Annotated in this window: 23 protein-coding genes and 1 riboswitch; of the genes, 4 read left to right on the forward strand and 19 right to left on the reverse strand. The window is 42.6% G+C overall.

Annotation, left to right across the window (positions count from 1 at the left end):
• Positions 1–2: 2 nt before the first annotated feature.
• The 5 genes from JOC74_RS18185 to JOC74_RS18205 all read right to left on the reverse strand — a co-directional run bounded on the left by JOC74_RS18185 (position 3) and on the right by JOC74_RS18205 (position 4212).
• On the reverse strand, positions 3–446 hold the full coding sequence (locus JOC74_RS18185) for a MarR family winged helix-turn-helix transcriptional regulator (protein ID WP_053603724.1): 444 nt from the start codon (positions 444–446) through the stop codon (positions 3–5).
• A 189-nt stretch (positions 447–635) separates the two neighbouring features.
• Positions 636–860, reverse strand: a complete 225-nt coding sequence (gene gerE / locus JOC74_RS18190) for a spore germination transcription factor GerE (protein WP_053603725.1) — start codon at positions 858–860, stop codon at positions 636–638.
• Between the two features lie 182 nt (positions 861–1042).
• Positions 1043–1807: a succinate dehydrogenase iron-sulfur subunit gene (sdhB, locus tag JOC74_RS18195; RefSeq protein ID WP_053603726.1), complete on the reverse strand. Its 765-nt coding sequence runs from the start codon at positions 1805–1807 to the stop codon at positions 1043–1045.
• A complete protein-coding gene (gene sdhA, locus JOC74_RS18200) occupies positions 1804–3567 on the reverse strand; it encodes a succinate dehydrogenase flavoprotein subunit (protein ID WP_053603727.1) in 1764 nt (587 codons plus the stop codon). The genes sdhB and sdhA overlap by 4 nt, the downstream gene beginning before the upstream one ends.
• 33 nt (positions 3568–3600) lie before the next feature.
• On the reverse strand, positions 3601–4212 hold the full coding sequence (locus tag JOC74_RS18205) for a succinate dehydrogenase cytochrome b558 subunit (protein ID WP_053603728.1): 612 nt from the start codon (positions 4210–4212) through the stop codon (positions 3601–3603).
• 331 nt (positions 4213–4543) lie between these two features.
• Between JOC74_RS18205 and JOC74_RS18210 the strand changes: the two genes are divergently transcribed.
• Together JOC74_RS18210 and JOC74_RS18215 are read left to right on the forward strand one after the other, a co-directional pair.
• Positions 4544–4948, forward strand: a complete 405-nt coding sequence (locus JOC74_RS18210; protein WP_082364341.1) for a YslB family protein — start codon at positions 4544–4546, stop codon at positions 4946–4948.
• Positions 4949–4952: 4 nt separating this feature from the next.
• Positions 4953–5147: a hypothetical protein gene (locus tag JOC74_RS18215; protein ID WP_211086244.1), complete on the forward strand. Its 195-nt coding sequence runs from the start codon at positions 4953–4955 to the stop codon at positions 5145–5147.
• A gap of 154 nt (positions 5148–5301) precedes the next feature.
• On the opposite strand, the gene JOC74_RS18220 is transcribed toward JOC74_RS18215, so the two are convergent.
• From JOC74_RS18220 to zapA, 13 genes are all read right to left on the reverse strand, one after another.
• The gene (locus JOC74_RS18220; protein WP_053603730.1) at positions 5302–6534 is read right to left on the reverse strand and encodes an aspartate kinase; all 1233 of its coding nucleotides are present in this window, start codon (positions 6532–6534) and stop codon (positions 5302–5304) included.
• 134 nt (positions 6535–6668) lie between these two features.
• Positions 6669–6845: riboswitch (Lysine riboswitch) on the reverse strand.
• 48 nt (positions 6846–6893) lie between these two features.
• Positions 6894–8672 (reverse strand): excinuclease ABC subunit UvrC, encoded by a 1779-nt coding sequence (gene uvrC, locus JOC74_RS18225; protein ID WP_053603732.1) that lies wholly within the window; start codon positions 8670–8672, stop codon positions 6894–6896.
• A gap of 133 nt (positions 8673–8805) precedes the next feature.
• Positions 8806–9120, reverse strand: coding sequence for a thioredoxin (gene trxA, locus JOC74_RS18230; RefSeq protein WP_053603733.1), 315 nt, complete (start codon positions 9118–9120; stop codon positions 8806–8808).
• Positions 9121–9255: 135 nt separating this feature from the next.
• Positions 9256–10233: an electron transfer flavoprotein subunit alpha/FixB family protein gene (locus tag JOC74_RS18235; RefSeq protein WP_053603734.1), complete on the reverse strand. Its 978-nt coding sequence runs from the start codon at positions 10231–10233 to the stop codon at positions 9256–9258.
• Positions 10234–10247: 14 nt separating this feature from the next.
• On the reverse strand, positions 10248–11021 hold the full coding sequence (locus JOC74_RS18240; protein WP_211086245.1) for an electron transfer flavoprotein subunit beta/FixA family protein: 774 nt from the start codon (positions 11019–11021) through the stop codon (positions 10248–10250).
• Between the two features lie 31 nt (positions 11022–11052).
• On the reverse strand, positions 11053–11829 hold the full coding sequence (locus JOC74_RS18245; RefSeq protein WP_053603736.1) for an enoyl-CoA hydratase: 777 nt from the start codon (positions 11827–11829) through the stop codon (positions 11053–11055).
• Positions 11826–12434 (reverse strand): fatty acid metabolism transcriptional regulator FadR, encoded by a 609-nt coding sequence (fadR, locus tag JOC74_RS18250; protein ID WP_053603737.1) that lies wholly within the window; start codon positions 12432–12434, stop codon positions 11826–11828. The genes JOC74_RS18245 and fadR overlap by 4 nt, the downstream gene beginning before the upstream one ends.
• Positions 12435–12546: 112 nt before the next feature.
• Entirely contained in the window at positions 12547–14229 is a 1683-nt protein-coding gene (locus tag JOC74_RS18255) for an AMP-binding protein (protein WP_053603738.1), read from the reverse strand.
• 421 nt (positions 14230–14650) lie between these two features.
• Complete coding sequence (locus tag JOC74_RS18260; protein ID WP_053603739.1) at positions 14651–15058, reverse strand: DUF350 domain-containing protein; 408 nt, start codon at positions 15056–15058, stop codon at positions 14651–14653.
• An 81-nt stretch (positions 15059–15139) separates the two neighbouring features.
• Positions 15140–17497 (reverse strand): endonuclease MutS2, encoded by a 2358-nt coding sequence (locus JOC74_RS18265; RefSeq protein WP_053603740.1) that lies wholly within the window; start codon positions 17495–17497, stop codon positions 15140–15142.
• Between the two features lie 22 nt (positions 17498–17519).
• Positions 17520–19226: a DNA polymerase/3'-5' exonuclease PolX gene (gene polX / locus JOC74_RS18270; RefSeq protein ID WP_053603741.1), complete on the reverse strand. Its 1707-nt coding sequence runs from the start codon at positions 19224–19226 to the stop codon at positions 17520–17522.
• Between the two features lie 39 nt (positions 19227–19265).
• Positions 19266–19817, reverse strand: a complete 552-nt coding sequence (locus JOC74_RS18275) for a CvpA family protein (RefSeq protein ID WP_053603742.1) — start codon at positions 19815–19817, stop codon at positions 19266–19268.
• Between the two features lie 7 nt (positions 19818–19824).
• Positions 19825–20082, reverse strand: coding sequence for a cell division protein ZapA (gene zapA / locus JOC74_RS18280; RefSeq protein ID WP_053603743.1), 258 nt, complete (start codon positions 20080–20082; stop codon positions 19825–19827).
• A gap of 133 nt (positions 20083–20215) precedes the next feature.
• Between zapA and rnhC the strand changes: the two genes are divergently transcribed.
• Both rnhC and JOC74_RS18290 read left to right on the forward strand, forming a co-directional pair.
• Positions 20216–21154, forward strand: a complete 939-nt coding sequence (gene rnhC, locus JOC74_RS18285) for a ribonuclease HIII (RefSeq protein ID WP_053603744.1) — start codon at positions 20216–20218, stop codon at positions 21152–21154.
• 81 nt (positions 21155–21235) lie between these two features.
• A complete protein-coding gene (locus JOC74_RS18290; RefSeq protein WP_053603745.1) occupies positions 21236–21763 on the forward strand; it encodes a DinB family protein in 528 nt (175 codons plus the stop codon).
• Between the two features lie 509 nt (positions 21764–22272).
• On the opposite strand, the gene JOC74_RS18295 is transcribed toward JOC74_RS18290, so the two are convergent.
• Positions 22273–23007, reverse strand: a complete 735-nt coding sequence (locus tag JOC74_RS18295) for an SDR family oxidoreductase (protein ID WP_211086246.1) — start codon at positions 23005–23007, stop codon at positions 22273–22275.
• Positions 23008–23090 lie beyond the last annotated feature (83 nt).

A 23090-nucleotide genomic window follows, 5' to 3' on the forward strand; every position in this document is an offset into this window, starting at 1 on the left:
CCTCATTTTCTTTTCATTTCTTGCTGCAGCTTTACGAGCGATCTTTCAAATATGTCTACTTCTTCCGTTGTGAAAGAAGATAGCATACTTTGTAAGTATTCTTGTCTTTTCTTGATTACTTCTTGAATAATCCGTTCCCCTTCCGGCTGCAGATGAATTCTGACAACCCGGCGGTCGGATGGATCCTTTACCCTTTCAACAAGGTTATTCTTTTCCATTCTGTCTACTAAATCTGTCGTTGTGCTGCAGGCCAAATACATTTTAGTGGAAAGCTCGCCTATAGTCATATCTCCAAATTCGTAAAGCCATTGCAGACCTACAAACTGAGGAGGAGTGATTGTATATTGATTAAGGATTTCTCTGCCTTTTTGTTTAATGATGGCTGAGATGTGGCGCATTGATTTTTCTATATCTGCTATGTTCTCAAACGATTTGCTATCATGCATTACGATGACCTCACTTGAAACCGATTTAATTTATGCTACACCTATTCTGTAGCTTTTTTAAGTAAAATGCAAGATAAATTAGAAAAAATGACAGCGATTACCGGGAGTTTATACCTATAATGAATATTTTTTTCCACTAAAATGAAATAACCGGCACCTTCTACGCTGCAGAAGGATTACCGGTATCATTTAGAGCTCTAGCTCACCCATTCGAAGAAGCTCAACAACAGCTTGTGAACGACCTTTCACGCCCAACTTCTGCATTGCATTAGAAATATGATTGCGTACGGTCTTTTCACTAATATAAAGCTCACTTGCAATTTCCTTTGTTGTCTTGTCTTGAACGAGCAACTCGAACACTTCTCTTTCTCTTTTCGTTAGTAGCGGCTTAGATTGATATTCTTTCTCCTTCAAGTATTGTTACCCTCCTTGCTAAGGTGAGAGCTGATCGGAAACGAATGGGTTTCGATATAGTCCTGATATCATATGTAACTGCTATCAAGGTGGTGACGTGAATCAAGGAGAAAGCATCAATTGTTATGACCTAATTTTTTGGAATAAAAACACCTCTTCAATTATGGAAGAGGTGTCAAGCTTTATTCCGCTTTGTCGCTTCCGAAGAAATTCCGGAATGCCTGCAGGCTGGTGTCGCGATTAAGAGCGGCAATGCTTGTTGTTAATGGAATGCCTTTCGGGCACGATTGGACGCAGTTTTGCGAATTTCCGCAGCTGGCCAAGCCGCCTTCGTCCATTATCGCATTCAAGCGCTCTGATTTGTTCATTGCTCCGGTTGGATGGGCATTAAACAGCCTGACCTGTGACAAAGGTGCAGGTCCCATGAATTTCGACCGATCGTTTACGTTTGGACAAGCTTCCAGGCATACTCCGCATGTCATGCATTTTGATAGCTCGTACGCCCATTGCCGTCTTTTTTCCGGCATTCTCGGTCCGGGTCCTAAATCATAGGTGCCGTCAATGGGTATCCATGCCTTTACCTTTTTCAATGAGTCGAACATGCGGCTGCGATCAACCTGTAAGTCACGAACAACTGGGAAAGTTTTCATAGGTTCGAGCCTGATCGGCTGCTCCAGCTGGTCAATTAAAGCGGTACACGATTGGCGCGGTTTGCCGTTGATGACCATCGAACAAGCGCCGCAAACCTCTTCCAGGCAGTTCATATCCCATGTGATAGGAGCCGTTTTTTCTCCTTTTACATTTACAGGATTTCTCCTAATTTCCATCAGCGCCGATATGACGTTCATATTCGGACGATATTCGATTTCAAATTCTTCTTTATATGGACTGCCCTCAGCAGTGTCTTGTCGTGTGATAATAAATCGGATCGTTTTATTTTCACTCATACTTTACTCTCCTTCTTCTTGGAGTAGTCCCGTTTACGCGGAGTGATAAGAGAAACATCCACATCTTCGTAGTAAAATTCCGGCGCTTCATTGTCGCCTGCATGCTTCGCCATTGTTGTTTTCAGCCATTCTTCGTCATTGCGATCCGGATAATCCGGTTTGTAATGCGCGCCCCGGCTCTCATTGCGGTTATAGGCGCCAAGAGTGACTACTCTGGAAAGCTGAAGCATGTTGTTTAGCTGACGCGTAAATACCGCACCTTGGTTGCTCCATTTTACCGTATCGTTGATGTTGATTTTTTTGTATCGTTCCATTAATTCCTGAATCTTGTCATCGGTTTTTAACAGGTTGTCATTGTTGCGGACGACTGTCACGTTATCAGTCATCCATTCTCCCAGCTCTTTATGAAGCACATAAGCATTCTCCTCGCCGTCCATGCCCATAATGCCTTCCCATTTTTCTTCCTCCTGCTTTTTAAACGAATCATAAAGCGAGGATGAAAGGTCTTCAGCTGACTTCTCGAGCCCATTGATGTATTCAACTGCTTTTGGCCCCGCCACCATACCTCCGTATATCGCAGAAAGAAGAGAATTGGCGCCAAGACGGTTGCCGCCGTGCATGCTATAATCACATTCTCCGGAAGCAAATAGGCCTGGAATGTTCGTCATTTGATCGTAATCGACCCAAAGTCCGCCCATTGAATAGTGGACAGCAGGGAATATTTTCATTGGCAGCTTGCGCGGATCATCACCCATAAATTTCTCATAAATCTCGATAATTCCGCCCAGCTTGATATCAAGCTCTTTCGGGTCTTTATGGGAGAGATCAAGATAAACCATGTTCTCCCCATTAATGCCGAGCTTTTGGGAGACACAGACATCAAAGATTTCCCTTGTTGCAATATCACGGGGGACGAGATTTCCGTATGCCGGATATTTTTCTTCAAGGAAATACCAAGGTTTTCCGTCTTTATACGTCCACACCCTTCCGCCTTCGCCCCGGGCTGATTCACTCATTAATCTGAGCTTATCGTCGCCGGGGATCGCCGTCGGATGGATTTGAATAAATTCTCCATTCGCGTAATAAGCGCCCTGCTGATAAACGATAGATGCTGCAGATCCGGTATTAATCATGCTGTTTGTCGATTTCCCAAAGATAATCCCCGGTCCTCCTGTTGCCATGATGACAGCATCCGAACGAAACGTTTCAATTTCCATCGTCGTTAAATTTTGTGCTGAAATTCCGCGGCAGACGTTATCTTCGTCCAAAACTGCCCCGAGAAATTCCCAGCCTTCATATTTCGTGACAAGTCCCGCCACTTCGTATCTGCGAACCTGCTCATCAAGTGCATATAGCAGCTGCTGCCCCGTCGTCGCTCCGGCATACGCTGTTCTGTGATGCTGCGTTCCGCCAAATCGGCGGAAATCAAGCAGGCCTTCCGGTGTCCGGTTGAACATCACACCCATGCGATCTAGCAAATGAATAATTGCGGGAGCTGCATCGCACATCGCTTTTACCGGAGGCTGGTTCGCTAAAAAGTCACCGCCGTATACGGTATCATCGAAATGTTCCCAAGGAGAGTCGCCTTCCCCTTTCGTATTGACTGCTCCGTTAATTCCACCCTGTGCACATACAGAATGCGAACGCTTGACGGGAACAATCGAAAAGAGCTTGACTCTTGTTCCTGCTTCAGCTGCTTTGATCGTTGCCATTAACCCGGCCAATCCGCCGCCGACTATGACTATACTAGAATTGCTCATGCTCTACCCCTTCTCCCTCTAGTGATCTATTAATTACACAAACGCAAAGATGCTGCTTACTCCTACATAAGTAAGCGCTATAAAAACTGCCAATGTCACGTATGTACTGATTCGTTGAGAACGGGGAGTAACGGTAATTCCCCACGTAACAGCAAATGACCACAATCCGTTAGAAAAATGAAAAATAGTGGATACGACACCGACTAAATAAAAGCCTAGAAAGAACGGATCGCTCAGGATATTCTCCATCATATTGAAATTGACTTCCTCACCGAATAATTGCGCGGCAAGATAAGTCTGCCATACGTGCCAGCTGACAAAAATTAAGGTTATAATGCCGGAGATTCGCTGAAATACAAATAACCAATTTCTCGCAAAGCCAAATTGGTTCGCATTGTTTTTTGCCGTAAATGCAATATAAACCCCGTATACTGCATGATAGATCAAAGGAATAAAAATGATACATGCCTCCAACACATATCTGAACGGCAGATTCTCCATAAAATGGGCTGCATTATTAAATGCTTCGGGCCCTCTTGTGGCGAAATTGTTAACCACAAGGTGCTGTATCAAGAACACACCCACAGGTATTACACCAAGTAAGGAATGCAATCTTCGATACAAAAACTCTCTGTTCCCCTCCATAGTCTTACCCCCTAGTTTGAAAACTACGAATTAATTGAAAATAAATTTTTCTCTTCAGGAAATGTAAGCACTTACTGAAGATTTTTTTGACAATTTCATTTTACTCCTATGTTAAAAAAGCGTCAAGAAAACGCGTACATAATTTATTTTTTAAAAAATACTATCAATTCAGTTTCATTTTTATTTTATTAAGATATAATTTTAATATTTTTTGAGAATCATTAGGCAGCTGAATGATCAAATGGCTGATATACGATATAATAAACTCATGTGAGAGGGGAGATATGCAATCTTGAGTAATTACGAAACAAAAATCGAAAAATTCAAAGAAATGGAAGTGTCCGCTTTTGCCTATGAACTAATCAAAGAAGTATTAATACCGGATTTACTCGGTAGTGAATATCCCTCTATGATGTACTGGGCAGGCAAAAATATCGCCAGAAAATTCCCCCTTGACTCATGGAATGATATCCCGGCTTTTTTTCAAGAAGCAGGATGGGGAAACCTTGTCCTAGTTGAAGCAAAAAAGAACAGAATAGAATTCACGCTTGATGGCCCTCTTGTTTCCAATCGACTAAAACATCAAAAAGAACCAAATTTTCAATTGGAAGCAGGATTTATCGCGGAACAAATTCAAATGTTAAATAACAATATAGCGGAATCCTACGAACAAATTAAAAAACGAACCGATAAAGTGGAACTGACGGTGAAATGGGATTTGAAGGACCGCGTATGAAAAAGTGAAGGTGGATATTAAAAAAGCGGTCCGGGAAATTTTCTCCCGGACGCTTTCTTTTTTAGGGCACGGTAAAATATTTTGTGTCAACGGGCAAGATCTATTAGTGTATCGTTCGATTGATTTAGTGGACCAATTTTGTACGGGTTATCGATTAATTGCACCGATCACGGTCTTTTTTGCACCGTTAGCCAATTAATTGCACCAACCAGATCCTTTTTTGCACCCTTATCCACTTAATTGCACCGTTCAGCTACTTTTTTGCACCCTTATCCACTTAATTGCACCGACCTGATCCTTTTTTGCACAATTCAACCAAGTAATAGCTCCAATCAAACGATTATCGCCTGTGTCTACAACACAGCGGAGGATTGCTTGGCGAGATCGAATGCGTCGTGCAATGCTTCGACCGCTTTTACCATATCCTCTTGATCGATCACTGTAGATACTTTAATTTCTGATGTGCTTACCATTTTCACTTGAATATTTTTTCTTGCTAACACGGCGAACATTTCTGCGGCGACTCCTGGGTTTGAAACCATCCCTGAACCAACGATTGATACCTTCGCGAGCTTGTTTTCCGTTTCAATTTTTTTGAATTTCAGCGCATCCTTGTAGTCTTCGAGCACTTCTACTGTTTTTTCTAAATCATCGGTTTTTACTGAGAAGGAAATCGATGTATGGTTTTCGCTTGTCGCCGATTGAATAATGATATCGACATTGATGCTGCGTTTCGCAAGCGTTGTAAAAATAGTGGACAGTGTCGTTAAGCCGGTAGTTAGACCGGTAATGGTTACTCTCGTGATTTGATCTTCAAAAGCAATCCCTCTGACAATTAAATTTTCTTCCATTGAAGCAGCCTCCTCTATTCTTGTTCCTGGTACAGATTCCATGCTTGACCGAACTTCGAGCGGAATTTCATAGTTTTTTGCAAATTCAACGGCTCTTGGATGGAGGACTCCGGCACCCAAATTCGCCAGTTCCAGCATCTCATCATAGGAAATGGCATCCAATTTTCTTGCTGATTTCACGACGCGGGGATCGGTTGTAAATACACCTGGGACGTCTGTGTATATATCGCATTTCTCAGCGTTCAGTGCTGCGGCCAGAGCGACGGCAGTTGTGTCTGATCCGCCCCTTCCAAGCGTTGTGATCTCAGAATCGGAAGACATCCCTTGGAATCCTGCGACTACAATAATTTTTCCTTCTTTTAGCTGCTGGTCTATTTTATCCGTTTTGATATCTGTGATTCGGGCATTGCCGTGTACTCTTTCAGTTTGAATGCCTGCTTGCCAGCCCGTATAAGATATCGCATCATATCCTTTTTCAGTAAGCGCCATTGTTAATAGCGAGATTGTCACCTGCTCGCCTGTTGATAGAAGCATATCCATTTCTCTTTGTGATGGACTCTTTGTAATATCACGGGCAAGATTGACGAGTAAATCAGTTGACTTGCCCATTGCAGAAACGACAACGACGACATCGTTACCTTTCTTTTTTTCTTCAATGACACGGTTTGCTACATGCAGAATTTTTTCAGCTGAACCGACTGAGGTTCCGCCGAATTTTTGTACGATAAGACCCATTGCTACCACCCTTATGATTAATTAGTGACCGTTATGTAAGGAATGCACTCGGGACGACGCCTTTTCTTGCCAGAAAAAAAAGCAATAAGAGTAGATTCTCTCATTGCTTTTACGAAACTAGTGACAAGTCCGGACAATGAGATAGCCCTCCAGGAGTCATTTCCTGACAGCCCTGCATTTCTTAAATGCAAAGCCAGCAAATTCTGTTGATGGACAGAATTCACTTCGGCGATCCTTCCCTTTCTGCCTTTTTCTTAGAATCCACCATTCTCGAAAGGCTTACTCTTGAAGTTCGCACCTCTATCTTCATAAACGATCTATTAAATTCACTCACATTGTAGCAAACTTTCAGCCCAATATCAATTTTGTTTTTTTAGTTCATCCACTAAAAGCTCTGCGGTTTTTAGCGGGATGCCCGCATCTTGAAAGTCTTTTATCGTAGCTTCTCTCATTTTTTTGACAGATCCGAATGTTTTCATCAGCAGCTTTTTCCGCTTTTCGCCGATCCCTGAGATGTTATCCAGCACAGATTGAAAGGCAGACTTTCCGCGAAGCTGCCGGTGAAAGGTAATCGCAAACCGGTGGACTTCATCTTGAATGCGCTGAAGCAAATAAAATTCCTGGCTGTTTCTATCCAGTTGAATCAATTCCAGAGGATCACCGATGATCAGGTTTGATGTTCGATGCTTGTCGTCCTTAACCAATCCCGCTACGGGAACGTCAAGGCCCAGCTCATTTTGAAGCACATCAACCGCTGCGTTGATCTGTCCTTTTCCGCCGTCAATCAGGATTAAATCAGGCAGAGGAAGCTCCTCTTTTAACACTCGGGTATACCTTCTGCGGATGACTTCTCTCATGGAACCATAATCATCAGGTCCTGTGACGGTTTTAATTTTATATTTTCGATATTCTTTTTTATTCGGTTTTCCATCCAAAAACACGATCATGGCCGATACCGGATCGGTTCCTTGAATATTTGAGTTATCAAAGGCTTCAATTCGAAACGGGGTATAAATGTTCAGCGCCTCGCCCAATTTTTCGACGGCACCGATTGTTCTCTCTTCATCCCGTTCGATCAATGAAAATTTTTCTTTTAGCGCCAGTTTGGCATTTTTATGCGCAAGCATGAGCAGATCCTTCTTCTTTCCTTTTTTCGGCTGCAGGACAGACGTATTTAACAGCTGTTCTACCAGCTGAATATCTACACTATCCGGAAGTAAAATTTCCTTCGGCAAAAAGTGATTGTTTTTGCTGTAAAATTGTCCGATAAAAGTTAGAAACTCTTCATCCGCTTCCCGGTACATTGGGAACATGCTGACATCCCGTTCGATCAGCTTGCCTTGCCTGATGAAAAAGACTTGAACGCACATCCAGCCTTTATCGTATGCATAGGCAAATACATCCCTGTCGACTTGGTCCGTCATCGCCATTTTTTGTTTTTCCATCGTGGAATCAATATGGGCGATCTGATCGCGTAATTCCTTTGCCCGCTCAAATTCAAGGTTTTCAGCAGCCTCGTGCATTTTTCCTTCTAATTCTTTTTTTATTTGGTTGAAGCCGCCCTTTAGAAATTTTGTAATTTCATCGACCAGTTTTTTATTCGTTTCTTCTTCTACATCGTAGACACACGGTGCGAGACATTGTCCCATATGATAGTAAAGGCAGACCCGATCAGGCAGCGTGGTGCATTTTCGTAACGGGTACAGCCGGTCTAGCAGCTTCTTTGTTTCTCTCGCCGCGTAAACGTTTGGATAAGGGCCGAAGTAACGCCCTTTATCTTTTTTGACATTGCGGGTAACGATCAGACGAGGATGCTTCTCGGCGGTTATTTTAATAAAAGGATAGGTTTTGTCATCCTTCAGCATGACATTATATTTTGGATCGTATTTTTTGATCAGGTTCATTTCCAAAATGAGCGCTTCTATATTAGAGGAGGTGACAATATATTCAAAGTCTGTAATTTCGCTTACGAGACGCTGGGTTTTTGTATCATGGGAACCTGTAAAGTAGGAGCGCACTCTGTTTTTTAAAATTTTTGCTTTTCCTACATAAATAATGGTCCCTTGCCTGTCTTTCATTAAATAACAGCCGGGCTGGTCAGGAAGAAGTGCGAGCTTCTCTTTTATTTTATGATTCACGAAGAACACTTCCTTGCTTTGCGAAATAGGGGACTTTCTCTCCCCAATAAGAGTAGTGTACCATTTTTCCGAATGTTTGTTTGGAAAAATGCATAGAAAAAGCGACTCCTATTGGAATCGCCCTGAAAAACTCTTACAGATGTTTGTTTACTAATTCTTGCAATGCCTCTTTTGGCTTAAAGCCAACTGATGTTTCAACAACTTCGCCGTCTTTAAGGATAAGCAGCGTTGGAATGCTCATCACTCCATATTTGCCGGCTGTTTCTTGGTTTTCATCTACATCGACTTTTACGATTTTTAATTTATCTCCCAAGTCCTGATCAAGTTCTTCAAGAACAGGCGCGATCATTTTACAAGGTCCACACCAAGGTGCCCAAAAGTCTGCAAGAACGACTCCCTCTTTTGTTTCTGTTGAAAAGCTTTGGTCAGTAGCTTTTACGATAGCCATTTACTCATACCTCCAATTTAAATTATGGATTTTAGTATAGCATTAACCGTAATCGTTACGCTATTAAATTGCTTGGTAATACTATACCCATTCTCCAGCATATTCACACCAAAGCTTTCCGTTTAAAACATCATACTATTTATGGATTTTTAGCTGTTTGAATTCTTCTGTTAACAGCGGAACAATTTCAAACAAGTCGCCTACGATTCCATAGTCCGCGACTCGGAAGATATCTGCGTCCGGGTCCTTATTAATCGCTACAATCACTTTGCTATTCGACATGCCGGCCAGATGCTGGATTGCCCCCGATATCCCGCAGGCAATATAGAGCTCCGGGGTAACCACCTTGCCGGTTTGCCCAATTTGCAGAGAGTAATCGCAATACTCTGCGTCACACGCTCCTCTAGAGGCACCGACAGCGGCTCCTAATACTTCTGCGAGCTCCCGCAAAGGCTTAAATCCGTCTGCGCTCTTGACTCCCCTGCCGCCGGCAACGACGATTTTCGCCTCGGATAAATCCACGCCTTCTGCGGTTTTTTTGACGATGGCTTGGACCTTTGTCCTTACATCCTTTATCTCGACTTCTACTTTTTCAATCGTACCTTTTCGTTTTTCATCCTGTTCTAATGGAGACATGTTGTTCGGCCTGATTGTGGCCAAAACAAGCTGATCTAATGCAATTTTTCGTTCAAAGGCTTTTCCCGAATAAATCGGCCTGGTAAATACGAGATTCCCGCCAGTTTCTTCGAGATCGATCACGTCAGAAAGCAATCCTTTCTCATGCTTAGCAGCAATTTTTGGCATAATATCCTTGCCGATTGAGGTATGTCCGGTAAGAATGGCATCTGGTTTTTCTTTTTCAATAATCACTTCGATTGCTTGAGCATAGCCGTCCGGTGTATAATACACGAGCTTCTCATGTTCTATCGCAATGATGCGATCCGCTCCATATTTGATCATCTCTCCCCCATATTCGTAAACGCTTTCACCAATGAGTAAACCAATTACTTCTCCGCCATTTGCAATGATTTTCCCTGCTGCAATAGCTTCAAAGGTTACGTTGCGAATTGATCCATCCCTTATTTCCCCTAAAACCACTACTTTTCTCCCCATATTGATCCCCCTTGTTAGATGACTTTCGCGTCGCTTCTTAGCAAAGCTGCCAGTTGTTTTGCTTGTTTGCCTGCATCTCCATCCAGAAATCGTCCAGATTTTTTTTTAGACGGCAAGAAGCGTTCAATCGTTTTTGTTTTCGCCGCAGCGTCTTCATCTGTGAGATCAAGATCATCAAGCTCAAGTTCTTCCAGGGGCTTTTTCTTTGCTTTCATGATTCCCGCAAGCGCCGGATACCTCGGTTCATTTAAACCTTGCTGAGCGGTTACAAGGAGCGGCAGGGGTGCAGTTACTTTTTCAAGATCACCCTCAGAATCTCGTTCTATTTCTGCGTCTTTGCCGTTGACAGATAGCTTCGTAATGGTTGTGACGCAAGGGATATGCAGCAGCTCTGCCAGTCGCGGGCCGACCTGGCCTGAGCCGCCGTCAATAGCTACGTTTCCCCCTAAAATAAGGTCAAACTGCTTTTCCTTCAAATAGTGATAAAGTATGGTTGAAGTGGAGAAAGGATCCGGATCCTCCAGTTCACCATCGATATTTAACAAAACGGCCTTATCGCACCCCATAGCCAAAGCAGTTCGAAGCTCCCTTTCCGCATCTTCCCCGCCGACCGTCACAACCGTAATTTCTCCACCGTGAGCTTCTTTCAGGCGAATGGCTTCTTCAACTGCATATTCATCATAGGGATTAATAATAAACTCTGCGTCTTGTTGGTCGATCTCACCAGCTCGAATTGTAATTTTTTCCTCTGTGTCAAATGTCCGCTTCATTAAGACAAAGATGTTCATATCACATTCCCCCTCCGAGTCGTTACATCTATTACTCGCCTTTAAAGTTAGGTTTCCTTTTCTCAAGGAATGCCTGGATTCCTTCCTTCGAATCCGAAGATTGAAAAACCTCGCCGAATCGCTTCGCTTCCAGCTTTAATGCTCCTTCGTAAGTATAGATTTTGTTTGCATGAAGAAGTTCCAAAACGAATTCCAACGTTTTCGGGCTTTTTTCGGCAAATTGCTCGGCTAATTCATAGGCTTTAATCAAAGCTTCTTCCCGGTCGTTTACAAGTATTGTAACAAGACCTGATTCATAAGCCTCTTTGCCGCTGATCGGTTGAGCTGTCCCTATCATTTCCAGAGCTTTCGCAGTGCCAACATATTTCGGGAGCCGCTGTGTTCCGGCAAAACCGGGGATGATACCTAAGTTTAGCTCTGGCATTCCGAGCTTGGCACCGCCTTCTGCAATCCGAATATGGCAAGCCATCGCAAGCTCCAGCCCTCCGCCAAGTGCTGCTCCGTGAATAGCGGCAATGATTGGCTTTGGAAATGATTCGATCCTTTCCATGATTTGCTGGCCTTTTTCAGCCAAGTCTGTATAATCGGACTCATTTGCAAGAGTAGTAAATTCCTTTATGTCGGCACCAGCCGAAAAAAATCTGCCTTCCCCGCAAATAATGATCGCACGGACGTCAGAGTTAGCTTCAATTTGATCCAGACATTCTGATAATTCTTCCAAAAGCCCTGTAGATAAAGCATTTGCCGTTGGACGGTTCATTGTAATAGCTGCGATTCGTTCTTCGACTTCTAACGTTACGTTTTTCATTGAAGTATCTCCTCCTGATTATTCGCTGCGTGGAACCCGTAAATCAACAGCTGATGTATGTCTTCTGCAAGTCCATCTAATGAATATTTTTGGTCATTCATTACCCACGTGGTCACCGTCTCATCAATCGTTCCAAAGATCATTTGCCTTGCCAAACGGACATCAAGTGATTGTTTAAACTCTCCTGATTCTTTCCCCGCTTGAATAATATCGTCCAAGATAAATAAATACCCTTTTAAAATTTCATTAATCTTTTGACGGAGCGCAAGATTTGACTGTCTAAGCTCGAGCTGGGTGACAATAGCCAGATGTTGATTTTCAGAAAGCAACGAAAAATGCTGTTTAATCAGCCGTGATAATTTCTTTTCTGCAGTATGTTCGCTTTGAATTTCTTTTTCCATTCTTTCGATAAATTGCCCCATTTTTTCTCTGAACACTGAGATCAGAATATCCTCTTTGCTTTTAAAATAGAGGTAAATGGTTCCGTCTGCCACACCTGCCTGCTTGGCGATTTTTGAAACCTGCGCCTGATGGTAGCCGTTCTCTGCGATTACGATGACAGCAGCGTCGATGATCTGCATATACTTTGGTCGTTTTTCGTTCACAATTTCTCGTTCCTTTCAGAAAAAATGAATGGTTATTCATTCATCTTTATACTAAAAAGAAACGCCTTGATTGTCAAGATGAGACGGCTCATTGACAGCCTGGCGGCTCATGTTATTTCGTTTGGTTCATCTTCTCTTTCTCTTCTTCAATTAATGCTCTTCTTAATATTTTTCCTACCGTTGTTTTCGGCAGTTCATCGCGAAACTCGTAAACTCTTGGCACTTTGTATGATGCAAGGTGTGTTCTCGCATACTCATCTAGTTCCTTTTCTGTCAATGTCGCATGTTGCTTTAACACAACATAGGCTTTCACAGTTTCTCCACGGTAGGAATCAGGAATCCCGGCAACGACTACTTCCCGGATGGCCTCGTGCTCATAGAATATCTCTTCGATTTCACGCGGGTAAATGTTATAGCCGCTAGCGATAATCAAATCTTTTTTTCGGTCGACAATATAAAAGAAGCCCTCTTCGTCCATATAAGCGATATCTCCGGTGAAAAGCCAGCCATCCCTCAATACATTTGCTGTTTCTTCGGGGTTATTCCAATATCCCTTCATCACTTGGGGCCCTTTAACAATTAATTCGCCTCGTTCATAAGGAGGAAGCGCTTCGCCTGTTTCCTCCGAGTAAATGGCAGCATCTGTTCCTGGCCAAGGGCAGCCAATGCTCCCCGGCTTGTTTTTGCCCCACATGAAATTCGCGTGGGTCACTGGCGAAGCTTCTGATAAGCCGTAACCCTCGACAAGCTTTCCGCCGGTGACCTTTTCAAATTGATGCTTGACTTCGACAGGCAGTGCGGCGGATCCGCTGATACAGGTGTCAATGGAGGATAAATCATATTTGTACACTTCCGGGTGGTTTAAAAGAGCGATGTAGAGCGTCGGTGCACCCGGAAAAAGGCTTGGTTTCAGCTTATGAATCGTTTTCAACGCGTCAAGCGCATTAAATTTTGGAAGCAGAATCATTTGAAATGCTTGCAAAACGCTTAGATTTAAGATAGTGGTCATTCCGTAGACGTGAAAAAAAGGTACAATCCCTAAAATCGATTCCGATCCTTTCTTTAATTTGGAAAGCCATTCCGCGCACATCTTCGTGTTGGCGGCAATGTTCTGATGGGTCAGCATTGCTCCCTTTGGAAGGCCGGTTGTTCCGCCTGTATATTGCAAAACCGCAATATCATGAAGCGGGTCAATATCAACCGAATGTAAACTTTCTGCCGTATTTTTGATGATACTTTGGAAAAGATGAGTTTCCTCATTTTCTTTAATATGAACCAGAAGGTTTTTCCTCTGGCTGATTTGGTACAGCTTATTTTTCGGGAAGGGCAAATAATCTTTGATGCTTGTGAAAATAAGATGGGAAATTTTTGTTAACGCTTTCATTTTTATGATGCGCGGATATAGTAAGTCGAGTGAAATGATCGCCGTACATTCACTGTCCTTTAATTGATATTCCAGCTCTCTTTCCGTAAATAACGGATTTGTTGGCACGACAATGCCTCCAGAAAAGAGAATGCCGTAGTATGAAATCACGGCTTGGGGGCAGTTTGGCAAGATGAGAGCAATCCGGTCGCCTTTTTTGATGCCGATTTTTTGCAAGTATGCAGCAAACTTTAACGCTGCTTCGTGGACTTCACGAAACGTCATTTTTTTGCCAAGAAAGTAAATAGATTGATGATCGGGAAAGGTGTTTGCGGTGTCTGTTAAAAAAGAGTGCAGCGGTTTGTTTTCGTATGCCAAATCGTGGGGAAGTTCGTCAGGATAGCTGTTTAACCAAGGCTTTTCAACCTTCATAGTATGCCTCCTTGTCGCGCTCTTTCATTTGATACTTAGTATAGCAGATGAAAATAGGTATTGATACGAAATTTTTTATAGCAACAGTTAAATCAGCGTGTATTATCGTTTTTCTTTATATTAATTCCGGCGGCGACTAGAAATGAACCGATGATGAACATGATGTAAAAAGCATGACGTGATAGCCCTAATTAATGACGGAGGATAAAATAATCATTATTCCCATCAAGCAGCCCATTTCCTTACTTCTCCTTTTACTTTATTCATTTTCCTCCTTCCCAAAAGTATCAAAAGGGGTTGGAGATAAAGCTCCAACCCCTTTATTTTATGCATAAAACAACAAATAAATAATTCCAATTATCACAAATAATCCGCATGCTGCAAATAAGACCTTCGCCAATTTTTCCATCAAAAGGCTCCTTTAAATACCGGCGGCGACTACAAACGATAATGCCAGAGAAATAACGAGGGAAATCAAGCCGACCGCACGGTTATCCTGTTCGATTTCTTTATCAATTTTAAATCTCGGCGTTAAAAACTCAAAAATGAAATAGCCGATAAGCAGCATGACAAATCCATATACTCCCCACCCGATCATTTGGAGCAATGAATCGTGCTGAAGAATGCTATGGTGAAAGACGTTGGCGATTCCGAGAATTTTACCGCCTGTCGCCATTGCCACGGCAAGATTTCCTTTTTGGATCTCTTCCCAATTTTTGTAGGAAGTGACCAATTCAAAAATAGCTAAAAATAAAACGAGGCATAAGACCGCCACGCTGTAATAGGCGGCAATCTGTACTAATTCATTGCTCCAGAAAGAATTTGTCATTTCTACGTGCTCCCTTTTTATCTTTTAATGTTTGAAGGGGTCAAGACCTCCATTTGATTTGTTCGATGTTGTAACTGGCGATTATTTTAATTCGACAATGGTAACCCCTGATCCGCCTTCCCCTGCTTCGCCAAAACGGGTATTTTTCACGTTTCTATGGGATTTCAGGAGTTCTTGGACGCCCTTTCTCAAGGCTCCCGTTCCTTTTCCGTGAATGATCGATACTCTCGGATAGCCTGCTAATACTGCATCATCGAGATATTTTTCAACACGGCTCAGAGCATGTTCATAGCGCTCGCCTCTGAGGTCGAGCTCGAGAGACACGTGATAATCTTTTCCTTTAATCGTCGAAAGGGCTTTTTCCTGTTGAGGAACAGAATTTGATTTCACAAATTCCAAGTCCTTTTCTTTCACCTTCATCTTTAAGATTCCGATTTGTACGTTCCATTCATTATCTGCTGTTTTTTCAAGAAGGGTTCCCTTTTGCCCGAAGCTCAAGACTTTTACTTCATCTCCGGCTTTCAGCTCTTTCTTTGTTTGAGCTGTTTTTTCTGGTTTCTTCGATTTTGAAAAAACCGGGATAGCTTCCTCCAGCCTTTTTTTCGCTTCAATCAGCTCGTGGTCTTTAAAGGCTTTTTGGTCATCGCGAATGGCACGCAGCGATTTGATGATTTCCTCTGCTTCTTTAGAAGCTTCAGCGACTTTATCAATCGCCTTTTTTTCAGCCTCTTCAAGAAGCTTATCCTTCTTCTGATTCCATTCGATGATTTGTGATTGCAATTCATTATGAAGCTTTTCTGCTTCTTTTCGGTAAGTTTCTGTTTCCTTCAGTTCTAGTTCTGCCAGTTTTTTGCTGTCTTCCAGTGAAGCAATCATAGTATCCACTTCATTGTGCTCACTGGACATTTCCGCTTTGGCTCTTTGAATGAGCGCTTCCGACATACCAAGCCGTTTTGAAATTTCAAAGGCATTGCTTCGGCCCGGCACGCCAATCAAAAGCCGATAAGTCGGCGAAAGCGTCTCAATGTCAAATTCGACACTCGCATTCATTACCCCTTCACGATTATAGCCGTATGCTTTAAGCTCTGGATAGTGGGTTGTTGCAATGACCCTCGCATTCGTCGTATGAACTTCATCAAGTATGCTAATGGCGAGGGCTGCACCTTCCTGAGGATCCGTGCCAGCTCCGAGCTCGTCAAATAAAACAAGGCTTTTGTCATTCATCTTCGCTAAAATATCAACAATGTTTACCATATGAGAAGAAAAGGTACTCAGGCTTTGCTCAATTGATTGTTCATCGCCAATATCGGCAAATACCTGTTCAAAAACCGCAGCTTCCGACCCGTCTTCTACAGGAATGTGAAGACCTGCTTGTGACATGAGTGTCAGCAGCCCCAGTGTTTTCAAGGTTACCGTTTTTCCTCCAGTATTCGGGCCGGTGATAACAATCGTCGAGTAGCTTCCGCCCAGCTCAATATCGTTAGGAACTACCTCATCCGCTGGCAGCAATGGATGTCGGGCTTTTTTAAGTAGCACATAACCCTCCTCATTAATTTGAGGCTTCGTTGCTTTTATTTGTTTGGCATACTTTGCTTTGGCAAAGATGAAATCCAGCGTTTGCATGATGGTTACGTCCTGTGACAGGTCACTTGAGTGTTCGGCCACCTTTTCTGTCAAATACTTAAGAATCCGTTCAATCTCCTGCTTTTCTTTTACTTTTGCCTGCTGGATCGTATTGTTCATGTCGACAATCGCCTGTGGTTCAATAAAAAGCGTGGCTCCCGAAGCGGATTGATCGTGCACAATTCCTCCGTAGCTTGCCCGGTACTCTTGTTTTACAGGTATGACAAACCGTTCATTTCGAATCGTGATAATCGCATCTGACAGCATTTTTTGGGCAGACGAAGAACGCAGCATCGATTCGAGCCGGTCTCTAATTCGGGATTCAATCGTCCGAAGCTGCGTCCTTATTCCGCGTAGTGTGTCTGATGCATGGTCGAGCACTTCCCCATGGTCATCTACACACATATTGATATCCTTTTCAAGCGCAGATAACGGAATCAGCTGGTCTGAATACTCTTTCATTCTCTCAATTTCTACTCCGTCTTCATACAGCGAATCCAAAAAATGCTTCATTTGCTTGACAGAATAAAGAAGCGAAGATACCTCTGTTAGTTCAGCAGGGCTTAACACACTGCCGATCACCGACCGTTTTAAACTCGGCCTGATGTCCGTCAATCCGCCAAAAGGAGCGTGCCCTCTCAAGCGGATAACGGTCATGGCTTCATCTACTTCATCCTGCCATTTTGTCACTTCTTCCGCTGATTGGGATGGCTGGAGCTGTTCCAGCATTTCTTTTCCCAGAGATGAAGAAGCATGGGCTTTTGCCTGTTCTTTTACTTTATGAAATTCAAGTGATTGTAACGCTTTATGCTGCAATATTTTTAAAGCCTCCTTGCACTTATCTTTTCAAAAATTCACGTACTTCGTCCAGAGACCGTGTATTCAATACACTGCTTTTTGGGGTCCAGCCTTTTTTGGCAGCAGAAACGCCGGCAGCCATGTCGTTCAGCATTGCTACATTGTGGGCATCTGTATTAATTGCAATCGTTACGCCGGCTTGGTTTGCTTTGATCAAATGCTCCGTCCGTAAATCAAGCCTCGCTGGATTTGCATTCAACTCGAGAGCTGTTCCGGTCTCCTTCGCAAGCTCAATAAGCTCATCAATATCGATTTCGTAACCGGATCTTCTGCCGATCAGTCTTCCGGTTGGATGGGCGATTAAATGGACGTGTTTATTTTTGAGTGCATTTTTTAATCGGTTCATAATGACATGCTGTGGCTGTGAAAAGCTAGAATGAATTGAAGCAATAACAAAATCTCTTGTTTCCAGCAGCTCGTCGTCATAATCAAGCGTACCGTCCGGAAGAATGTCCATTTCCACCCCTTTGAAAATATGAAATCCTTCGAGCTCTTGATTAAGCCTGTCAATCTCTTCTCCCTGCAGCCTCAGTCTTTCCGGAGTTAATCCATTAGCAACACGCAAATATCTTGAATGGTCGGTAATCGCCATATATTCGTAGCCTTTTGCTATACAGGCTTCCGCCATCTCACGAATCGAAAATGCGCCGTCACTCCAGGAGCTGTGCATATGAAGATCGCCTTTTATATCCTCTTTTGAAATGAGACTCAAGCTTTCATTGTAATGGTCGGTTTCTTGTCCGCTTTCTCTGATTTCTGGAGGAATGTACGGAAGATCGAAGTGGCGGAAAAATTCCTTCTCGCTCGAAAAGGTTTGAATCGTTCCTGTCTCCAGCGACTCTACTCCATACTCGCTTATTTTTTCACCGCGCTCTTTTGCGATCTGTCTCATTTTAATATTATGGTCTTTTGATCCAGTGAAATGATGGAGGGTCGTCGCAAACTGTTCGTTTGACACTATTCGGAAGTCAACACCGATTTCATCCTCAAAATCCATATTCACCGACACTTTTGTTTCTCCAGCAGCTACGACTTCTTTAATACGCGGCAATGCCAGCAATTGATCACGGATCAATTGCGGATTGTCTGTTGAAATAATATAATCCAAATCCTTAACGGTTTCACGCATTCTGCGCAAGCTGCCGGCACGGGAAGATTGAATCACGCCTTGAAACGCAGCCAAATGCTTTTCGATCTCATCAGCCACAAGCAGGGCAAAGCCAATCGGGTACCTTTCCGGTCTTTTTCCCGCTTCACCAAGCAGAACAAGGAGTTTTTCTTCCGTTTTTTTTCCGAATCCGGCGAGCCCTTGGACTTTATTCTCTTCACAGGCCGCCTTTAAATCTTCCGCATTTCGAACCCCGAGATCCTTATATAGCTTGGCAATTTTCTTTCCTCCAAGCCCCGGGAGTTTTAATAAAGGCAAAAGCCCTTCCGGCACCTCTTTCTTTAGTTCATCCAGAGTGGATGACGTTCCGCTTTCCATATATTCTCTAATAATTGTATACGTTCCTTTTCCGATTCCCGGCAAGGACAGCATATCATCGATTTCAGATAAGCTTCTGTCATCCTGTTCGAGCGCCGCGGCCGCTTTCCGAAAAGCTGATATTTTAAACGGATTATCCCCTTTTAATTCCATATATACAGCGATCGTTTCCAATAACTTTATGATGTCCTTTTTATGCATCAATGAAACACCTCTAATAATCTATTTAAAAAAACTTCTCTACCGAAGAGAAGTTACACCTCCGTACTGGAGCCATAAAGTATTTATCAATTCTGACAGATATGGAGTGTGATTAATGATCAAGTTCGATAGTGAACTGCCTTGTAAAGCATCTTGGATTTGCGGTGCAGGAATCAAAGCCGCAATAAATAAAAACACAAACAAAAATAAATAGACTTCGAGAAATCCAAGTACTCCGCCTAAAAGCTTATTCACTTGTTTTAAGACGGGAAGCATGGCCACAAAATCGAGCATCGACGCAATAATCCGAAGAGCAATTACAGCCAAAATAAAAATAATGACAAAAGAAATGGCATTATAATAGCTTGATTCCATATTTCCGCTAAAAAAAGCCAGCGCCTCCTGCCCTTCGCCAAAATCAGGGTACGGAACCCATAAACGAACTTGCGGAGCAAGATCATCATAAAACTGGCGGGCAATCAGGAACGCAGCAATAAAGCTTATCAGATGGAGAAGCTTCAGGATAAAGCCTCTTCTCAGGCCAGCTATAGCCCCTATGATAAGCATGATCAACAGGATAATATCTAGCATAGGTTGTTCAATCCTTTTCTCTTAGTTGATGCTCGAGTTTTTCATACTCTTCTTTTAGTTTTAAGTAATCATGTACGACATTAACAGCTGTTAAGACAGCCAATTTATTTATATCAAGTTGAGGATTTTTCTCATTTATTTCACGCATTTTATCATCCACAATTGAGGCTACATGCCTCATGTGGCTTTTTGTTTCTTCACCAACAATTTTGAATTGCTGGCCATATATGTCAACTGATGTTCTTATTTTTTGACCGTCAGACAAGTTTTCTCCTCCATTCCGTGAGAATCCTAGATTCTATCATAACATGATTACTGTTTTATTGGAAAGACGAGCCCTTTCAGATATGATACACTTTATAGACAATGATTTGACAGGATAAAGGAGAATAACTATTTTGGCTCATTTCGTTTTAAAAATAAATAAAGACCGCATATTGCAAATGCGGCAGTATTACCGCAACCATTTAGTAACCCCGGCTCCGGCGCATACAAGCTTTCAAGCGAAATTGCCTGGCTGCACCGTCACCGCGTACCTCTCAGGAAAAGTCCTTTTTCAAGGAAAACAAGCAGAAACAGAAAGCAGCCGCTGGGAAGGCGTACCGTCACAGCCGAAAGAAAAAAAAGCGAGAAAAACGACCCCTTATTCCCCGCCGGAACAAATTGCAAGTCTATCCGTTGTGGGCTCCGACGAAGTGGGGACAGGAGATTATTTCGGGCCGATCACTGTTGTTGCTGCTTATGTCAGTAAATCTCAGCTTCAGCTGGTGAAGGAGCTGGGCGTTAAAGACAGCAAAAACCTAAAGGACCCGCAAATAATCACAATCGCCAAGGATTTAATTAAAACCATTCCTTACAGCCTGCTCGTGCTGAAAAATGAAAAATACAATGACCTGCAGCAAAAAGGAATGAGCCAAGGAAAAATGAAAGCGATTCTGCACAACCAGGCAATAGGAAATGTATTGGAAAAATTAGCAGGCGAAACGCCAGATGCAATCCTTATCGACCAATTCGCGGAACCAGACGTTTATTTCAAGCATCTTAGCGGTAAAAAAATAATGAAAGAAAACGTATATTTCAGCACGAAGGCAGAAGGAATCCACCTTTCTGTAGCAGCAGCCTCGATCATCGCGAGATATTCCTTTTTAATGGAAATGAAAAAGCTCGAAAAGAAATCGGGGTTTACGATTCCAAAAGGAGCAGGCGCTCTTGTCGACCAGGCTGCGGCACGGCTCATTGAACAAAAAGGCGTAAACGCATTGGCGTCTTTTACAAAGCTGCATTTTGCCAATACCAATAAAGCCAAGCTGTTGGCTGAAAAGAAGGGACGGGGCTGATTCGTTTTTGACCAGCAATCTATTAAAGATGTCGAACCGAATCAATGGCAGTGAAATTTTATATATAGGAGGAGCAGGTCTATGAATTTTAATTTGAAAGAAGCTATTGAGATTCTGGAGCGTACACCTCAAACATTGGAGTATTTTTTATCGGGGCTATCTGATGGATGGCTGGAATGCAATGAAGGCGAAGGAACATGGAATGTCTCTGAAGTGATTGATCACCTGATTGAGGGAGAGAAAACAAATTGGATACCCAGATTAGAATTTATTCTTCAAGAAGGTGACAGTAAACCATTCACCCCATTTGATCGTTATTCACATCTAAATAACAGGGCTGTAAGATCGATTGAACAAAAATTACTTGAATTTAATACGATTAGATCACAAAATATAACCAAGCTTAAAGGCCTTATTGAACCTGGATTGCACCTTGAATTGACAGGTTCACACCCTGTACTTGGTGTAGTGAAGTTACGAGAATTGCTTTCTACTTGGGTGGTTCATGATTTAACGCACATTTCTCAAATCGTACGAGTAATGGCCGAGAGATACAGAGCAGATGTTGGGCCTTGGAAAAAATATTTAGGTATATTGAAAAAGGAATGATGATATGAGAAAAAGGTCAGACCTCGGGTTTGATTTTTTTTTGTTTATTCCACAAGATATCTCGTTTTTTTACACGCGTTAATCAAAATTGGTTCCTTTCTCTTTGCGTTGTGATAGCTTTTAAAAATTTTTTTCTCTTTCATTTCACCTTAAAATTGCAACGTATATAATTGATAAAACAGCACTTAATAACAATGATATAAGCCAATCTCTTTTTCCTGTCATCTTAAAAAGGATATTCAAAACTGAACTAATTCCAATCAATAGGAAGAAAAACATCATAATAAGATCCATTTTCCTCAACCTCCCTTTGTTTAATATATCTCCCACTGAATGAAGTTTCATTTTATCCGAACCTTATTGATCATTAAGCATTTTACCAACAACACTGTAACGATTTATGCTTATTTCTTTAAATATTACATTAACAGTTTCTTTAGGTGCATTACTCTTAAATCAGAAAGAAACTCGTAACAGAACATACATACCGTTACGAGTTAAAGATTGATTTAGCCCTGCGCAGTAGGACGGACGATAACCTCGCTTACATCAACATCGACCGGCTGATCGATCGCGAAGGCGATAGCGCGTGCGATCGCCTTCGGTGACATTGCAATGTCCCGGTATTCTTCTAACTGAATTTTTATCTCCGAATCTGTCACACTTTCCGAAAAGCTTGTCCGCGTCATGCCAGGCGAAATGATCGTTACACGAAGATTATTGCCAGCTTCCTGACGCAACCCCTCAGAGATGGCACGTACGGCATACTTCGTGCCGGAATAGACTGATTGGTTTGGTACAGTCTTATGTCCTGCTGTAGAAGCGGTGTTGACGAAATGCCCAATACCCTGTTTGCGGAAGACGGGTAGTGCTGCTGCGATGCCGTACAAAACCCCTTTAATGTTAATGTCGATCATCCGCTCCCAATCCTCAACGCGCAGGTCGTCAAGGGGGGAAATGGGCATAACGCCAGCATTGTTTATGAGTACATCAACTTTTCCGTGGGTATTTACAGCGTGTTTCACCAAATTTTCAACATCGTAGCGTTTTGACACATCTGTTACCTGATAGCTAGCTGAACCGCCATTTAAAGTGATGGAAGCGACCAATTCTTCAAGGTTTTGTTTTCTTCTTGCGCCAACAACAACGTGAGCACCTTGCTCTGCCAACAAAGTTGCGGTTGCCTTTCCAATACCACTACTGGCGCCGGTAATGATAATGACTTTGTCTTTAATATTTGACATCATAGCATCTCCTTTATTAGATATTAGAAGTTCTACTTCATGGTAAATTATTATTGTTACTATAAGTCAAGCGCTAATATTTT

This window comes from Bacillus capparidis (genome assembly GCF_017832095.1).
Taxonomy (GTDB): Bacteria; Bacillota; Bacilli; order Bacillales; family Bacillaceae; genus Bacillus; species Bacillus gobiensis.